This is a genomic window from Nocardioides sp. J9, from assembly GCF_007829375.1.
GTDB lineage: Bacteria > Actinomycetota > Actinomycetes > Propionibacteriales > Nocardioidaceae > Nocardioides.
Genome location: NZ_VLJQ01000121.1, coordinates 59,176 through 75,744, shown reverse-complemented (window position 1 = coordinate 75,744; position 16,569 = coordinate 59,176). Strand labels below are relative to the sequence as shown.

The 16,569-nt window shown below is 71.3% G+C and carries 16 protein-coding genes; 1 reads left to right on the top strand and 15 read right to left on the bottom strand.

What is annotated here, in order from left to right; translation table 11 throughout:
* Positions 1-29: 29 nt before the first annotated feature.
* The 10 genes from L615_RS20600 to L615_RS20555 are packed head-to-tail and all read right to left on the bottom strand — an operon-like array spanning position 30 to position 9,720.
* Positions 30-605, bottom strand: a complete 576-nt coding sequence (locus L615_RS20600; protein ID WP_051485703.1) for a hypothetical protein — start codon at positions 603-605, stop codon at positions 30-32.
* Positions 602-1,105, bottom strand: a complete 504-nt coding sequence (locus L615_RS20595) for a hypothetical protein (RefSeq protein ID WP_028655464.1) — start codon at positions 1,103-1,105, stop codon at positions 602-604. Before L615_RS20595 ends, L615_RS20600 begins: the two co-directional genes overlap by 4 nt.
* The gene (locus tag L615_RS20590) at positions 1,102-2,442 is read right to left on the bottom strand and encodes an MCE family protein (RefSeq protein WP_145726323.1); all 1,341 of its coding nucleotides are present in this window, start codon (positions 2,440-2,442) and stop codon (positions 1,102-1,104) included. Before L615_RS20590 ends, L615_RS20595 begins: the two co-directional genes overlap by 4 nt.
* On the bottom strand, positions 2,442-3,767 hold the full coding sequence (locus L615_RS20585; RefSeq protein WP_145726322.1) for an MlaD family protein: 1,326 nt from the start codon (positions 3,765-3,767) through the stop codon (positions 2,442-2,444). The genes L615_RS20590 and L615_RS20585 overlap by 1 nt, the downstream gene beginning before the upstream one ends.
* The gene (locus L615_RS20580; RefSeq protein WP_145726321.1) at positions 3,764-4,867 is read right to left on the bottom strand and encodes an MCE family protein; all 1,104 of its coding nucleotides are present in this window, start codon (positions 4,865-4,867) and stop codon (positions 3,764-3,766) included. Before L615_RS20580 ends, L615_RS20585 begins: the two co-directional genes overlap by 4 nt.
* A gap of 8 nt (positions 4,868-4,875) precedes the next feature.
* Positions 4,876-5,880, bottom strand: a complete 1,005-nt coding sequence (locus tag L615_RS20575; protein WP_145726320.1) for an MCE family protein — start codon at positions 5,878-5,880, stop codon at positions 4,876-4,878.
* Positions 5,877-6,917 (bottom strand): MCE family protein, encoded by a 1,041-nt coding sequence (locus L615_RS20570; RefSeq protein ID WP_051485711.1) that lies wholly within the window; start codon positions 6,915-6,917, stop codon positions 5,877-5,879. The genes L615_RS20575 and L615_RS20570 overlap by 4 nt, the downstream gene beginning before the upstream one ends.
* A gap of 14 nt (positions 6,918-6,931) precedes the next feature.
* Positions 6,932-8,116 carry an MCE family protein gene (locus L615_RS20565; protein WP_145726319.1) on the bottom strand — a complete coding sequence of 395 codons (1,185 nt, stop codon included), beginning with the start codon at positions 8,114-8,116 and terminating at the stop codon, positions 6,932-6,934.
* 7 nt (positions 8,117-8,123) lie between these two features.
* Complete coding sequence (locus tag L615_RS20560) at positions 8,124-8,975, bottom strand: ABC transporter permease (protein WP_028655466.1); 852 nt, start codon at positions 8,973-8,975, stop codon at positions 8,124-8,126.
* Between the two features lies 1 nt (position 8,976).
* Positions 8,977-9,720 carry an ABC transporter permease gene (locus L615_RS20555; protein ID WP_315897797.1) on the bottom strand — a complete coding sequence of 248 codons (744 nt, stop codon included), beginning with the start codon at positions 9,718-9,720 and terminating at the stop codon, positions 8,977-8,979.
* Between the two features lie 354 nt (positions 9,721-10,074).
* Here L615_RS20555 and L615_RS20550 point away from each other — a divergent pair, with 354 nt between their 5' ends.
* The gene (locus L615_RS20550) at positions 10,075-11,310 is read left to right on the top strand and encodes a CdaR family transcriptional regulator (protein WP_145726318.1); all 1,236 of its coding nucleotides are present in this window, start codon (positions 10,075-10,077) and stop codon (positions 11,308-11,310) included.
* A 28-nt stretch (positions 11,311-11,338) separates the two neighbouring features.
* Here the strand turns inward: L615_RS20550 and L615_RS20545 are convergent, their stop codons facing one another.
* The 5 genes from L615_RS20545 to L615_RS20525 all read right to left on the bottom strand — a co-directional run bounded on the left by L615_RS20545 (position 11,339) and on the right by L615_RS20525 (position 16,474).
* A complete protein-coding gene (locus L615_RS20545; RefSeq protein WP_145726317.1) occupies positions 11,339-12,577 on the bottom strand; it encodes an NAD(P)/FAD-dependent oxidoreductase in 1,239 nt (412 codons plus the stop codon).
* A gap of 43 nt (positions 12,578-12,620) precedes the next feature.
* Positions 12,621-14,021, bottom strand: a complete 1,401-nt coding sequence (locus L615_RS20540; protein ID WP_145726316.1) for a cytochrome P450 — start codon at positions 14,019-14,021, stop codon at positions 12,621-12,623.
* Positions 14,022-14,136: 115 nt separating this feature from the next.
* Positions 14,137-14,457, bottom strand: coding sequence for a 2Fe-2S iron-sulfur cluster-binding protein (locus L615_RS20535; protein ID WP_028655470.1), 321 nt, complete (start codon positions 14,455-14,457; stop codon positions 14,137-14,139).
* A 215-nt stretch (positions 14,458-14,672) separates the two neighbouring features.
* Complete coding sequence (locus tag L615_RS20530) at positions 14,673-14,864, bottom strand: hypothetical protein (protein ID WP_145726315.1); 192 nt, start codon at positions 14,862-14,864, stop codon at positions 14,673-14,675.
* Positions 14,865-15,052: 188 nt separating this feature from the next.
* Entirely contained in the window at positions 15,053-16,474 is a 1,422-nt protein-coding gene (locus L615_RS20525; RefSeq protein WP_028655472.1) for an NAD(P)/FAD-dependent oxidoreductase, read from the bottom strand.
* Between the last annotated feature and the right edge of the window lie 95 nt (positions 16,475-16,569).

Genomic DNA, 16,569 nt, shown 5'->3' with positions numbered 1-16,569 from the left:
AGGGCACCTGGGCGCCTCGGACGGGTCCGTCAGACCGGGTCGAGGCCGGCGATGAGCCACTCGCCGTCGACCTCGACCATGGTGACCTCGACCCGACTGCCGGTGACGGCGGGCACGGACTTCCCGGCGGTGGTGGTCTGGGTCAGGAAGACGAGGACGACGACCCGGTCGCGGTCCGCCGAGACGACGCCGGCCGCACTGACGACGGCCGCCGTGCTGATCTTCCGCTTCCTCGCCGTCGGCTCGACGGCGTCCTCCAGGATGCGCTGGTAGTCGGCGGTGAAGTCTCCCGTGGTCTGGGCCAGCGCGCGGTCGAGGTCCTCCTCGAGCGACGCGGCCCGGTAGCTGAGCAGGTCGGGCACGCGGGCAGTCGCCGCGGCCAGTGCGTCCGCCCTGGCCGTGGTCAGGCCGGCGGCGCGGTGGGCGCCGAACGCCGCGGTGCCCGCCAGGGCAGCGGCGAGGACCAGGGCGACGACGGGAGCGAGGCGGCGCACTGCGGCCGTACGACGTGCGCCGTCGCCGGCGTCCTGCTCCACGTCCTGCCCGGCGTCGTTCCCGGTGTCCTTCCCGGTGTCCTTCCCGGTGTCTGCGTCCAGTGCGCTCACGACACGAACTCCAGTCCCGAGACCAGCCACTTCTCGTCCACCTCGCTGAGCTCGACCCGCAGGCGGTAGTTGCGCGGTTCGGCCTTCTTCGTCGACTTGTTCCTCACCGACCCGGCGGCGGCGACGATCACCGTCGCCCGGTCCTCGCCCAGCTCCACCACACCGGCGGAGACGACCTCACCGGTGGCGGTCACCTTGTTGTCCACGAGGGCCTTCCTGAGCTGCTCGGCCTGCGCCTCGAGCTCGGTCCGGAACCCGGCCGTGGCGCCGTCGAGCAGTGCGTCCAGGTCGGCCTCGGAGGTCGAGGAGCTGATGTCGACCAGCCCGGCGACCTCGGCGCTCGCCGCCGCGACGACCTCCTCCGCGTCGGACGCGCGCTGGCGCTCGTCGGACCACGCCAGGCCCCGCTCGACGGACAGCCCCAGCAGCACCAGCGTCGCCGCCAGCAGGACCAGGCTGCGTCGGCTGGCACCGGTGATCCAGCCGCGCACGGCGCTCATCGACGTCCTCCCACGGTCAGGGGGCCCAGGACCAGGAGGGTCCACAGGTCGTCCGCCGAGGTGGTCTCGTCGTCGACGGTGATCGAGCCGGACGAGTCGTCGCCGCCCTTGCCGACCGCGAGGTCGTAGGCGACCTTCCCGCTGGTCTCGGGCCAGACCCCGGTGCCGAACTCCAGCCCGCACGAGGCCGGGAGCGGTCCGCGGAGGTCACCCTCGGGACACGGCAGGTTGCGGGCGCCCCGGACGGCTGCGGGGTTGTCGGGCGCGATCTTGCAGTGGGCGAGGTGGTCCACGTCGCGGGTGGTCAGCCGCGAGGGGCTGCGACGCTGGTCCGGACGCACGTAGCCCGTGATGCAGGTCGGCGGGTCGTTGAGCGTCCCGCGCAGGTCGAGCTGGACGTCGCCGAACTCGGCGCGCGGGTTGACCGCGCTCTGCACCCTGGCGACCGTCGCCGGGTAGACCACCAGCGTCTGCCGCAGCTCGGGCAGGTAGGTGTTGAGCACCTCGGCGTTCGTGGTCAGGTTGGCCAGCAGCATCGGCAGCACCTCCTGCTGGTCGGAGATCGCGCCGGTGGCCGCGTCCAGCCCGCCGGGGCCGTCGGCCAGCAGCGCACGCAGGTCGGCACTGTCGTCCCGGGCCAGCTCGGCGGTCACGTCGTCGAGCGAGTCCGCCCACGAGCGCGTCGACGGCCCCAGGTCGCGCTGCGTCTCCAGGACGGGTTGCAGCGCCGAGATCAGCTCCCGCGTGGCGCGGACGTTGGTCTGCGCCTCGGCGAGGAGGGTCGCGGACGACTGGACCAGCTCGTTGAGCTCCGGGCCGGTGCCGCCCAGGCCGTCGTCGACCTGCGCCAGCACCGCCCGCGTCTCCTCCCTGGGGACCGACTCGAGGAGCCGGTTGAGCGAGTCGAGCACGGGTGCGATCTGGGGAAGGTCGGTGGCGCGCTCGCGCGGGATGCTCGCGCCCTGGGCGAGGAGGTCGCCCGTCACGTCACCCTCGTGGACGAGGTCGACGTACTGCTCCCCGATGGCGGAGGTGCTGTGCAGCTCGGCGCGCACGTCCGCGGGGATGTCGGTCCCGTTGTCGATGCGCAGCGTGGCGACGGCACCTGCGTCGCTGACCTCGAGGTCGGAGACGATGCCGACCTTGACCCCGCGGTAGGTCACCGACGCCTTCGGGTAGAGCCCGCTCGCGTCGGCGAACTCGACGCTCACGTCGTACACGCCGATGCCGAGCATGGCCGGCACCCGGGCGTAGTTGAAGAACGCCATCCCCAGGGCGACCACCGCGAGCACCGCGAAGATGCGCAGCTGGCGCTTGATGAGAGGAGTCAGCAGCATCAGCACAGCCCCAGGATCCGGAGCAGGCAACCCCTGGCCTGCTCCTGCTCGTCGTTCTTCCCCGACTGCCCGGACTTGCCGGACTTGCCGGACTTGGGCGACAGCAGGTCCTCGAGGAGGCTCGGGGCCCGTGCGTCGCCCTCGTCCGCCGTCTCGTCCGCCGGCTTCCCCTCGGGCTTGGTCCCCTCCTTGCCCTTCGGTGCGGTCCCGGGCGTCGTGAGCGGCCCCTGCACGGGGTCGCCGGCCTGCATCGAGGGCGTCAGGCCGCCGAGCCACGCGTCGACGAGGCCGTCGGTGCGCAGGTCGATGGTGGCGAAGAGGTTGGCGAAGTCACCCCTCACGGCCTCGGTCGTGGTCATCGCCGGGAACGGGATCGTGGCGCCGATCTTCAGGGCCTCGGGCAGCTTGTTGCTGGCCTTGCCGAGGTTCGTCAGGATCGGGCCGAGCGAGTCCAGGTTGGCGAGGAGCGCGCTCTGGCTGGCGCGCACCACCTTCACGGCCCGGTTGCCGGTCCGGCCGGTCTCCGTGACCGCCCTGACCAGGGCGGCTCGCTCCTCCTCCAGCGCCTCGAGCCCCGGGGTGATCTGGTCGATCGCCTTCGCGATGCCCTTCTCGTCCTTGCGCAGGCCAGCGGCGAGGTCGTTCAGCGACTCCAGCGCCGCCACGATCTCGCCCCTGTTGGCGTCGAGCACCGCGAGCAGGCGGTTGGTACGACGGACCAGGCTCCGGGTGTCCGGCACCCGGTCCCGCAGGGCCGTCGACAGCTCGCCGGTGATGGTGCTGATCTGGGAGAGGCCGCCGTTGTTGAGCAACAGGGCGACCGCGCCCAGGACCTGCTCGGTGGCCGGGTAGGTGCCGGTCTGCTCGACACCGACCACGTCGCCGTCGGCCAGCAGGCCATCGGTCCCGGCCGTCGCGGACGCCGGCAGCACGGCTCCCTCCCCCGTGCTCCCGTCGCCCTCGACGGTGTCGTCGGTCGTCGTGACCTCGACGTACTGGGCCCCGAGCAGCGTCTTCTGGCCGATCGAGAACACCGAGTCCTTCGGCAGTGCCACGTCGTCCAGGAGGCGCAGCTCGACGACGGCCTCCCAGTCCTCGACATCGATCTTCGCGACCGTGCCGATCACCACGTTGTCCTTCTGGACGGTGGAGTTCGGGACGAGGTTCTCGATCTGGTCGAAGTGCACGGTGACGCTGTAGCCGTCGTCACCCACACCGGCCTGGCCGGGCAGGGTGTTGTCGTTGGGCTGGATCTCGCACCCGGTGGCGACGAGGGCCGCAGCGAGCAGCCCCGGCACCGCGAGCCGGCGCAGCTGGTGGTTCATCGGGTCCCTCCCGGCRGGTTCGGCAGCAGGCCGATGCCGCCGTTGTCGCCCTTGTTGAGCAGCCCGATCAGCGGCTGCAGCGCGCTGGTGCAGGCCTCCTCCGTGCCGCCGGCGCCAAGGAGTGCGCCGCACAGCAGCATCGCCAGGTTGTCGAAGCCGGTGAGGCTGGCACGGCCGGTGAGGGCCTGGTCCTCGACGGTGTTGTGCAGGCCGATCAGCGAGTGGGGCGCGACGTGCAGCACGCCGGCGAGCTCGTTGGACTTGTCAGCCAGGGTGGCCGCCAGGGCGTTGAGGTCGGTGGTGGCCTCAGTGAGACGACCCCGGTGCTTCTCGAAGTAGGTCTCGGTCTCGTCGAGGACCACGGCGAGGTCGCGGATGGCGCCACTCAGGCTGGTCCGGTTCGCCGACAGCACCCCGGAGACCGCGTCGAGCTCGGAGGTGAAGCCACGCACCGCCGCGTCGTTGAGCGCGAGGTTACGGGTGAAGTCGTTGAGGTTGCTGATCGTGCTGAACAGGTCCGACCGACCGTCCGCGAGCGCGGTGGCAGCAGCCCTCAGCTCGCGGATCGACGTGCGCAGCTGGTCGGCGTTGCCCGTGCGCAAGCTGGCGTCCATGGCCCGGATCGCCTCGGCGAGCGGCCCGTCCTTCCTCCCCCGGCCCGGGCCCAGGGTCGTCGACAGGTCGATCAGCTCCTGCTTGACGTCGTCGAAGGTCACCGGGACCGCGGTCCGCTCGACATCGATCGTGTCGCCGTCCCGGAGCCGGTCCCCGCCGGTGAAGACAGGCGAGAGCTGCACGAACCGGCCGCTGACCAGGCTGGGCGAGACGATCGCTGCGCGGGCGTCCGCCGGGATCGACTGGCCGGCGTCGACCTTCATGCGCACCAGCACGCCGTCGCCATCGTTCTCGACACCGGTGATCTCACCGACCCGGACGCCGAGCACCTTCACGTCGTCGCCCACGTAGAGCCCCTCGGCGCTCGTGAAGCGCGCCGTGAGCTCGGTGCTGCTGGCGTCCCGGGTCCAGGCCAGGGCAGCTGCGCCGAGGGCTGCGACGAGCAGCAGGGCCACCAGGGTGCGGCCACGCGGAAGGAAACGCATCAGCGACGTCACTGGAGCACCCCGGAGAGGATCGGAACCAGCGTCGAGGGTGACGTCAGGTTCTGGATGTAGGCGTCGAACCACGGCCCGGTGGCGAGCGCCTCGCCGAAGCCGGTGGCGTAGCCCTGGAGCCCGTCGATCGCGGCTTGCAGGTCGACCTTGTTGGCGTTGAGGACGTCGACGACGCCGTCGAGCTGGTCGAGCGCCGGCCCGATCACGTCGTCGGTCGTGGTCAGCAGCGCGCGCAGCTCGGTGGCCAGCTCGCGGGCGCCCTCGAGCAGGCTGACCACCACGGCCTGGCGCTTGTCGAGCTCCGCCAGCAGGGAGCGTCCGGACCCGAGCAGCGAGGCGATCTGCCGGTCCCGGCTGGCCAGCACACCGGTGACCCGGTCCGCCCGGTCGACGAGCGAGAGCAGCTCGTCGTCGTTGGCCGAGATGGCGCGCGACAGGGCGGTGATGCCGTCGAGCGCCGGACGCAGGTCGGGATTCGAGGCCTTGAGGGTCGCCGATGCCTGATCGAGCGCCTCCGCGAGCTGCGCCTTGTCGATCTCGGCGCTGGTCTCGGTCAGCTCGTTCAGGGTGGCGGTCAGGTTGTACGGCGCGGACGTCCGCTCGACCGGGATCGAGTCACCCGCGCCGAGCGCACCCGTGCCGCGCGGCTCCAGCTCGAGCGCGGCCCTGCCGAGCAGCGTGATGGTGATGATCCGCGCCTCGGTGAGGTCACCCAGGCTGATGTCCTCGTCGGTGATCACGACGTCGGCGACGACCTTGTCGCCGTCGATCCGGACGTCGCGCACCTTGCCCACCGACGCCCCGGACACCTGCACGTCGTCGCCGCCCCGGAGGCCGCCGGCCTCGGCGAACTCGACGTGCAGGACCTCGTTGTTGCCGACCAGCGGCAGCCGGTTGATGTTCAGTGCAGCCAGGACGACGAGCGCGATGGTCAGCGTGCCCGCGAGGCCGCGCACCGCGAGCCGCTCGGGGCTGGCGTCCCTGCGCCGACGGTGGCTCATCGGTCACACCTCGGCGCGTCGCTGTAGATCCACGGCGTGAGGACGCCGGGCCCGCTGCCGATGCCGGTCTGGACCCGCACCCCGCAGAGGAAGAAGTTGAAGAAGTTGCCGTACGACGACGTGTTGGCCAGCGTCCGGTAGTGGGTGGGCAGCTTCTGCAGGACCGCCTCCAGGGTCTCCTTCTCGCTGTTGACTCCCCTGGCGGCGACAGCGAGCGCGCGCAGGTCCGTACGCACGTCCGACCGGGCGTCAGCCACCAGGTTCGACGTCGTGCGGGCGAACCGGTCGATCCGCGCCGCGGCGTCGAGGACCTGCGTGTCCTGCTTGTCGAGCGAGGTCAGCAGCACGTCGAGGCGGTCGAGCAGCAGCCCGACGGTGTCCCGGCGCGCGTCGACGGTGCCGAGCACGCTGTTGAGGTTCCCGATGACCTCGCCGATGAGCTGCTCGCGGTTGCCGATGGTGGTGGTGAAGGACCCGACCTGCCGCACGAGGGTGGCGACGGACGACTGCTGGCCCTGCAGCACACGGACCAGCTGATTGGACAGCTCGTTGACCTGGGTGGGGTTGAGCCCCGCGAAGAGCGGCTTGAAGCCGTTGAGCAGGGTGTCGAGGTCGAGGGCCGAGGCCGTCTGGTTGGCGGGGATCGTGTCCCCGGGAGCCAGCGGTTCTGCCTTCCTCGCACCGGCGCCCCTGGTGAGCTGCAGGATCCGGTCGCCGATCAGGTTGCGGTACTGGATCGTGGCCCGGGTGGCGGAGGTGAGCTGCTGCCCCTCCGTGACGTCGAACCCGACGAGCACGGTGTTGTCGGGCTGGACGTCGATCTCCTTGACCTTCCCGACGTCGACCCCGGCGATGCGGACCTTGTCACCGACGGAGAGGCCGGACACGTCGTCGAAGCTGGCGCGGTAGAGCGCCTTCTCCCCGCCCCGGTACTCGCCGGTGATAGCGGCGATCCAGAACGTGAACACGGCGGCCATGGCGAGGAACGCCGTGAACTTCAGCAGGTCGTTGCGCTGGCGGCGTCGTTCGGGACTCACGGATCTCCTCTCGCTCATGGCAGGTTCACCGCACCCTTGAGCAGCCCCAGGAGCGTGGTGAGCGCTGCCTCGTCCGGGGTGGGCTGGGGACCGTGGTGCGGGTTGGCGCCGGTGCCGAACGCCGGCGGCGGCACCTGGGCCTCCTCGGCGTCGACGTAGGGCAGGCCGTGGCACACGGGGCCCCGGTCGTCGGTCTGCACCGGCAGGTTCTCCTCGTAGGTGTAGGCCTTGCGCCCCGGCACCAGCCGGGTGATGGTCGTGACGCCGGGGTTCGTGCCGCCGACGGCGGCCTCCGCGAGCTTGTTGGCGTTGGCGAGGCCCAGCAGCAGGCACGGCAGCTCCGGCGAGTAGCGCTCCAGCACACCCGTGACCGGCCGCAGCAGGGTCAGGCTGGTGACCAGGCCCTCGCGAGAGCTGCGCAGCAGGACGTCGGCCTCGTTGCTGAAGCCGGTCAGGCTGCGGCTCAGCGCGCGCAGCGACGCCTGCTGCCGGACCGCGGTCTCCGAGATGGTCCCCGCCTGGGTGAGCGAGGCGACGAGGTCGGGCCGGGCCGCGGCGTACACGTCGGCGACGTCGTCGGCGACCGCCAGGTCCTGGCTGAGGGTGCGCAGGGCGGGGTTGAAGGACCGCAGGTAGTCGTCGGTCTGCGAGATCAGCTCGCCGATCAGCTCGCCGCGCTCGTCGAGGGCCCCCGCGACCGCGGTCAGCGCGGAGTTGACCTCCGCCGGGCGGGCGACCTCGAGGACGGCGGTGAGGTTCTCGAACGCCTCGTCGATCTCGACCGTCACCCGGTCGCCGCGGAGCACTGCGCCTGCGCGGATGGGTCCGGCCGTGCTGCTGGCTGGCTCGGTGAGCTGGACGTACTTCGCGCCGAACGCGGTCGGGGGAACGATCTGGGCGGTGACGTCCGCCCGGACGCGGTCGGCCTCGTCGGTGTCGAGGAGCAGCTCGACGCGGACCCGGTCGCCCTCCCCCTCGATCTGCCCCACGGAGCCGACCTCGACGCCGCGGAGCTTGACGGGCGCGCCGGCGGCGAGCGTGAGCCCGGCGCGGTCGGTCTCGACCGTCACCGCGATGTTGTCGTCGAAGGCCCCGCGGTAGGTCGCGATGGTGCCGGCGATGACGGCCAGGACGAGCCCGACGAACAGGAAGCCGTAGACGACCTGGCGGTCGACGTGGTGTGCGTGCTTGGCGGTCATGTGGTGATCACCCCGCGATGTGGACCGACGGACCGCCCCAGATGGCAATCGCGAAGATCAGGTCGATGAACATCGTGACGATGAGGGCGGAGCGAACTGCCGAGCCGACCGCCTTGCCGACGCCCGCGGGGCCGCCGGCCGCGCGGAAGCCGTGGTAGCAACAGATCGAGACGATCGCGAGGGCCATCAGCACGACCTTGACGATCGCGAGGAAGAGGTCCTCCGGGATCAGGAAGGTGTCGAAGTAGTGCTGGTAGGTGCCCGGCGCCTGGTCGTAGCCGACGGTCACCACGACGTACGTCGCGAGCCAGCACATCATCAGGGCGATCGCGAAGAGCGGGACGACGGCGATCAGCCCGGCGATGATCCGGGTCGTGACGAGGAAGGGCACCGGGTGGACGGCCATGACCTCGAGGGCGTCGATCTCCTCGCTGACCCGCATCGCGCCGATCTGCGCGGTGAAGCCGGCCCCGACGGTCGCGGTCAGCGCGATGCCGGCGATGATCGGCGCGACCTCGCGGGTGTTGAAGTAGGCGGAGAAGAACCCGGAGAGGGTCGAGACGCCGATGTTGTCGAACGACGTGTAGGCCTGGAGCCCGACCTCGATCCCGGCCGCGGTGGTGAGGAAGCCGATGACGAGCACCGTGCCGCCGATGAGGGCCAGCGCACCGGAGCCGAGGGAGACCTCCGCGAGCAGCCGCACGACCTCCTTCGGGTAGTGCTTGATCGTGCGCGGCATGTGCGCGTAGGCGTTGCCGTGGAAGCTGAGCTGGTCCCCGAGCCGCCGCAGCGAGGAGACCGGCTTCGCCACCTGGCGCGCGAGCGCGCCGGGCTCACGGGCGGGTGCGTCACTGGCCACGTCAGGCTCCCAGCTTGATCTGGAGGAACAGGGCACTGATCACGCTGTTCGCGGCGAAGAGCAGCATGAAGGAGAAGACGACGGTCTGGTTCACCGCGTCGCCCACGCCCTTGGGCCCGCCCTTCGCGTTGAGGCCCAGGTAGCAGGCCGTGAGCCCGGCGAGCAGTCCGAAGACGAGGGCCTTCGCCTCGGAGGCGAGGAAGTCGGGCAGGCCCACCAAGAGCGTGAGGTCGGAGAGGTAGAGGCCGGGGGTGGCACCCTGCAGCACCACGGAGAAGAAGTAGCCGCCCGTCAGGCCGACCATCGTGACCATGCCGTTGAGCGCGAGCCCCACCAGCATCGACGCCACCACCCTCGGCACCACGAGGCGCTCGATCGGATCGATGCCCAGGGTGACCATGGCGTCGATCTCCTCCCGGATCTTCCGGGAGCCCAGGTCCGCGCAGACCGCGGTCGCGCCCGCACCGGCGACCACCAGCACGCTGACGATGGGCCCGATCTCACGGACCACCGCGACGGCCGCGCCGGCACCGGCGAGGTCGACCGCGCCGATCTGGATGAGCAGCTGGTTGACCTGGAAGATGATCACGACGCAGAACGGGATCGAGACCAGCATCGCCGGCCAGAACGACACGGTCGTGATGAACCACGCCTGCGAGATGAACTCCCGGAAGTGGAACTTGCGGGTGAACATCTGCTTGAAGACGGTCCCGACGAAGCCGTAGAAGTCGCCGAAGGTCCCCATCACCTTGAACGGCAGGGTGCTGCGCACGGCGTCCCGGGCCAGCTGGCGCGACTCCTCGGACATGCCGGCCGGCGCCGGCCGCTCCTCGACGGGCCGGTCCTGGGTGGTCGTCACGCGGCGCCACCGCCGAGGTCCGGTGTCCGGCGACCACGGCGCTGTGCCGCACGGTGCTCGGCAGTCATCGCAGAAGGCCTCCTGGCATCACGCTGGGATCGGGCACCGCTGTCCGCGCGACGCCGTCGTCAGGCCATCTAAGTTCGTTGCGACCGTCACACTCTCGGTCGTTCGTCCAACAATTCGCCGCGGGTTTGGTCACCCGAACCACACGCGCCGGCATTGGTTACCGTGAGGATCATGAGCAACGACGTGCTGCCCTCCGGCATCGAGCCCTGGCTGCTGGCCTACGTCGCCGAGCAGGCCCAGCCCGCCCGGGTCGAGGAGTGGTCCGACCAGGTGACCGCGGGCATCCTCCGGGAGATGCCGGACGCGCGCCGCTTCGACGGCGTCGTGGACCTCCTGCAGACCGCCGTGCGGGACCACTGGGTGGCCTTCCTCGCCGACTTCGCCCAGCCGGAGCAGCACTTCCACCTCGTCGACACGGCCGCCGAGCTGGCGCGCATCGTCGCCCAGCAGCAGATCCCGGCGGAGACGCTGATCCAGTTCTACCGCGTCGCCCAGCAGGAGGTCTGGGTCTACGTGCGCGAGGTGACGACGAAGCTGAGCACCGACGAGGTCGACCGAGCCGAGCTGCTCGTCTACTTCTGGAACCGCGCGGGGGTCTGGCTGGACAAGTCGATCGGGGCGTCGATCGAGATCTACCACGCCGAGCGGAACCGGGTGCTGGCCGGCGCCGCCGCACAGCGCTACGAGTCGGTCAAGGCGATCCTCTCCGGCGAGGTGACCGACCCGCGCGCCGCCTCCGCCGCCCTCGGCGGCTACCCCATCTCCGTCTTCCACACCGCCTTCGTCCTGTCCGTCGACGACCCCGAGCGCGCCGGCAGCCTCGAGTCGCTGGCCAGCGAGCTGGTCCGGGTGGTCGGCGGCAACAAGCCGCTCCTGGTCAAGCCCGGTGGCCGCCAGCTGTGGTTGTGGGTGGCGACGCGGGACGCCCTCGACCTGGCGGACCTCGCCGACGCCGCGTCGGGCTCCGCCCACGACGGCATCCGGGTCGGTGTCGGCTCCCCCGAGCAGGGCCTGCGGGGCTTCGCCTCGAGCCACGCCGAGGCGATGGGAGCCCTGGAGGTGACCTCGTCGGACCGGAACTGGCTCGCGACGTACGTCGACGTGGAGCTGCCGGTGCTGCTCGGCTGCAGCCCCGAGGTCGACCGGTTCATGGAGCGCCAGCTCGGCCCGCTGCTCGGCGACGACGAGTCCACCGAGCGCATCCGCGAGACGGTGGTCGCCTTCCTCGCCTGCGGCGGCAGCGCCGAGGAGGCCGCGCGCACGCTGGTGGTGCACCGCAACACGGTGCGCTACCGCCTGGGCCAGGCCGAGGAGCTGCTCGGGCGGCCGGTCACGAAGGTCAGCCCCGACCTCGCGGTGGCGCTGCGGCACCACGTGCTCTTCCACCAGAGGGCCCCCCGCAGCTAGGTCGCGGGGGCTCCTCCCCCGGCCGGCGTCAGCCGACTGCGACGGGCCGGGCCAGGAGTGCCTTCAGGTCCGTCCGGGGATCGGCGAGCAGCTCCCGCTGGGGCGCGAGCCCGTCTGCTATCGCCCGCTTGCTGAACATGAACTCCTGCGGCCGGTTGACGCAGTCCGCGGCGATGATCCGACCCCGGGAGAGGTAGAAGCAGGCGAAGTCGCGGGCCGTCGTCGGGTCACCGCGGAGCACCACCTCGTCGTGCCCCGTGCTGAGGCCGGCGATCTGGAGCTTGAGGTCGTACTGGTCCGACCAGAACCAGGGCAGTGCGGCGATCTCCTTCTCCCTGCCGCAGATGGCGGCGGCGACGCTCTTGGCGTGCTCGACGGCGTTGGGGACCGACTCGAGGCGGAGCCGACGACCGTAGCGCCGGTCGGGGAAGCTCGCGCAGTCGCCAGCGGCGAAGACGTCGGGCGCGCTGGTCCGCCCGCAGGCGTCGACGGCGATGCCGTTGTCGACGTGCAGCCCGGCCTCGGCCGCGAGCTCGACGTTCGGGACGACGCCGATGCCGACGACCACGAGGTCGGCGACGACGAGCTCGCCGTCGGCCAGCCTGACCCCGGTGACCCGGCCCTCGCCCTCCAGGGCGGCGACGCCCGTGCCCACCCGGAGGTCGACGCCCTCCTCGCGGTGGACCCGGTCGTAGAACGCGGACACCTCCGGGGCGGTGACCCGCTGCAGGACCCGGTCGGCTGCCTCGACGACCGTCACGGGGATGCCCAGCTGCCTGAGGGAGGCCGCAGTCTCGAGTCCGATGTAGCCGGCCCCGATGATGACGGCGTGCCGCGTGGTGGGCAGGTCCGCCCGGATGCCCTCGATGTCCTCCGCCGTGCGGAGGTGGCGCACGCCGGCGAGGTCGGCACCGGGGAGGTCGAGCCGGCGCGGGCGTGCCCCGAGGCAGAGGACGAGCTTGTCGTAGGCGAGCGCCTCGCCACCGTCCAGCGTGACCTGCCGGGCGCCGGGGTCGATGCTGGTGACCCGCCCGTGCCGGACGTCGACCTGCTGCTTGTCGTAGAAGTCCGGCTTGCGGATCAACAGCTCGTCCAGGCTCGTCCTGCCCGCGAGGTAGGTCTTGGACAGCGGTGGTCGCTGGTACGGCAGGGAGGGCTCGTCCCCGACGAGGAGCACCTCCCCCGTCCACCCCTCCTGCCGCAGGCTCGCGCACAGCTGGGCGCTCGCGTGGCTGGCCCCGACGATGATCACTCGTGGGCTGGTCATGGTGCCTCTCCTCGCCGCTGCTGGCTGGGCTGGGTGGTGTGGTTCAGCTCGCCGCCTTCGGCGTGAGCCGGACCTTCATCGACTCGTAGCCCTTCACGAAGTTGGACTGCACGTAGGTGGGCTCGTCGAGGACCTCGATCCGGTCGAAGCGGGCGAGGATCTCCTCCCACAGGATGCGCAGCTGCATCTCCGCGAGCCGGTTGCCCATGCACCGGTGGACGCCGAAGCCGAAGGACATGTGGTTGCGCGCGTTCGGCCGGTCGATGATGAAGTCGTCCGGCTTCTCGAACTGGCGCTCGTCGCGGTTGCCCGAGCAGTACCACATCACGACCTTGTCGCCCTTGCGGATGAACTGGCCACCGAAGTGGACGTCCTTCTTCGCGACCCGGCGCATGTAGGCGAGCGGCGTCTGCCAGCGGATGGTCTCCGAGACCATGTTGGGGATCAGCGACGGGTCCGCCTTGAGCTTCTCGAACTGGTCGGGATTCTGGTGCAGGGCCAGGACGCTGCCGGACATCGAGTTGCGGGTGGTGTCGTTGCCGCCGACGATCAGCAGCGTCAGGTTGCCGAGGAACTCCATCGGCCGGTGGATGAGGTCCTTGGTGTCCTCCGAGGACTGCATCAGGCTGATCAGGTCGAAGCCCGTCTCCCCCTTCTCCCGGCGGGCGGCCTTGTCGTGCCACAGCGCGATGAAGCTCCGGGCCATGTCGCCGACGGCCTCGTAGAAGGTGTCCTGGTCAGTGGTCCCGCCGGTCGCCTCGGCGGTGCCGCTCATCGTGTCCGACCAGTACGGCAGCTTGTGGCGCTCCTCGTAGGGGAAGTCGAGCAGCGTCGCAAGCATCCGCGCGGTGATCTCCTTGGAGACCCGCTCCACCCAGTCGAACGGACGATCCGTGGGGAGGTTGTCCAGCACGTCCTGGACGCGCTCGCGGATGAGCGACTCCATCTCCTTGAGGTTGCGCGGTGCCACGACGCCCTGGACGGCCTTGCGCTGGACGTCGTGCTTCGGCGGGTCCATCGCGATGAACATCTCGACGTTGATCGGGGCGTGCCCGAGGATGATGAAGGGCTCCGCGGAGAACGTGTCCGGGTCCAGGTCGACGGCGCGGATGTCCTCGTACCGGGTGATCGACCAGAACGGGCCGAAGGGGCTGTCGGCCAGGTAGTGCACCGGGGCCTCGTCGCGCAGTCGCCTGAAGTACGAGTGCCACTTGCCCTGGCGGAACAGGAACGGGTTGCTGACGTCGAGCTCGGTCAGCGGCACGTCGGCAGCGTCCGGGACAGGGCGCTCGGTGAAGACGACCTGGTCGCCCATCCCGACGAGGCGCTTGGCCTTGTCGACGAGGTACGCCGCCTGGACCTGCCGGTCGACGGGCACGGTCGCCTGGACCTTGCGCTGGACGGTGGCCTTCGCGCGCTCGAGCACGCTCTCGGTGGTGGTCATGTCTGTGTGCCGCCTCGGTGTCGTTCGGGTGGTCGTTCGCTGGTGTCGGTGACGTCGGTGACGTCGGTGCAATCGGTGGCCGGGACCGCGGTGCCCGGACTGCGGTGGCGCGGACCTACATCTGGAACTCGGGCAGGCGGACGCGCAACCCGTCCAGGGCCCCGGACGCGACGACCTGGCAGGCCAGCCGGGAGCTCGTCACGCACTCGGGCGACATCTCGAGCATCTGGCTCTCCCGGTCCGTGCGGAGGCCCGTCGTGCCGACCCACTCGTCGCTGACGATGATGTGGCACGTGCCGCAGGCGGCCTCGCCGCCGCAGTCCCCCTCGATGCCGGGGACCGCACTGCTGGTCGCGAGCTCCATGAGCGACTCGCCCTCGACGATGTCCACGTCGTGCGAGGTGCCGTCGTGCTCGACAAAGGTGACCGTTGCCATCTTCTCTCCCCTAACCGCGGCGGCAGGKGTGCTGCTCCGCCACCGTTGATCTGCCGGTGCCTTCCGGTGGCAGTGACCCTGCTCACCGGGTGCTCCCAGCGTGACAAGGGAGGACGCCCGCCTTCTTGGGCGAGCGGACAAGGGTTCGCGGTGCGCTCGGGCATCCGTCACAACGACGGGGCCCACCTGGCCACCCCGGCCCCGCACCGGACCACCTACTCCGCGGTGGCGAGGCCGTAGGACGCGGTCCGGGCCCGCTTGCCCGCGACGCGCCGGCCGGGGGGCGCCGACCGCCGCGGCCGTACGACGTCGAGGACGGCGCCGAACGTCACCGCGATCAGCGGGATCCAGATCGGCAGCAGCATGAACAGGTACATCGGCAGAAGTGCCTCGAGCGCTTCCTTCATCGGCTCGCTTCCCTTCGGCTGTCTCGGTGGACGTTCCGGGTGCGGCGACCGTCGACCCCGTCACACGGCCAGGCCTTCAGCGGTGTGACCGTCGCCACACGGGACGGTAGGTCGGACGCTGGACGCGTGGCCTGTGCCGGCCGCACAGCATTCAGCGCGGGAGTTGTGCCCTGGGACAACCCCGCGGGTCAGGCCTCCGTGCCGAGCCAGCGGAGTGCCCTGGCCGCGGCGTGGGCGCCGCACATGCCGTGGGCGCCGGGGCCGGGGGGCGTCGCGGCAGAGCAGATGAAGTGCCCGGGCACCCCGACGTCGTACGGCTGGACGCCGGGGCGCGGTCCCAGCAGGAGCTGGCGCACGTCCTTGGCGCCGGTGAGGATGTCACCACCGACGTAGTTGGGGTTGTCCTCGGCGAAGGCCGCAGCCGAGCGCACCTGCAGGCCGACGACCCGGTCCCTGAAGCCCGGCGCGAAGCGCTCGACCTGTCGCACGATGGCCTCCGTCGCATCACCGGTGTAGCCGTGCGGGACGTGTGCGTAGGTGTAGAGCGGGTGCACGTCGCCCACCGACCGGGTGGGGTCGGCGAGGTACTGCTGGCCGACCAGGACGAAGGGGCGCTCGGGCATGCGCCCCCGGTGCACGGCCCGCTCGTTCGCCACGACCTCCGCCAGGGGCCCACCGAGGTGGAGGGTGCCGGCCCTCCGCGCGGCCTCCGCGGTCCACGGCACCCCGCCCTCCACGGCGAAGTCGACCTTGAAGGCAGCCGGACCGTGGCGGAACCTCCGGTAGGCCCGCGCGACCCGGGCAGGCAGCCGGTTGCCGAGGATGTCCGCGACCGCTGCCGGGGCGAGGTCGTAGAGCACGACGTCGCTCGCCGGGAGCTCGGCGGCCGACGTGACGCGCACACCGGTCTCGATCCGACCGCCGTTGGCCCGGACCACCGCAGCCATCGCCCGGGTGATCGCCTGCGAGCCACCCTCCGCCACGGCCCAGCCGTTGGCGTGACCGGCGGTGAGGATCCCCATCCCGATCGCCGAGCTCAGCGGCCTGCCGAGCGGGTGGAACGCGTGCGCCGCCACCCCGGCGAAGAGTGCCCGGCCCTCCTCCGTCCGGAAGAGGCGCGCGAGCACGGTGGCCGGCAGGAGGGTCGGTGCCCCGAAGCGGGCCAGCCGCACAGGGTGCCGCGGCACCCGGACCAGCGGACCGAGGATGTCGTCCGACAGCTCGTCGTACCAGGACGCCGGACGGCGGAACAACCGTCGCCACGCCTCCCCGTCGGGTCCCAGCCCTCGCGCCGTCTCCTCGACGGAGCGGTGGAGCACCCCGGCACCGCCGCCGTCCAGCGGGTGCGCGCAGTCGACCTCCGGCAACCTCCAGACCAAGCCGTGCTCCTCCAGGCCGAGGTCGCGGAGGAACTTCGAGCCGGCCGCCATGGGGTGGATCGCGGCACAGTGGTCGTGCAGGAGCCCCGGGAGGATGCCCTCGCTGGTCCGGGTCCCTCCCCCGATCTCGTCGGACGCCTCCAGCACCGTGACGGACACACCGCGACGACTCAGCGCGGCGGCAGCGGCCAGCCCGTTGGGGCCGCTGCCGACCACGACCGCACTGCTCATGCCACGGGGCTGTCGACGCCGGTCCGCGGTGCCGCCGGGTCACCGTCCGCGCGCCACTGCACCTGCAGCGGGACCGGGCCGTTCGGCAGCCACGG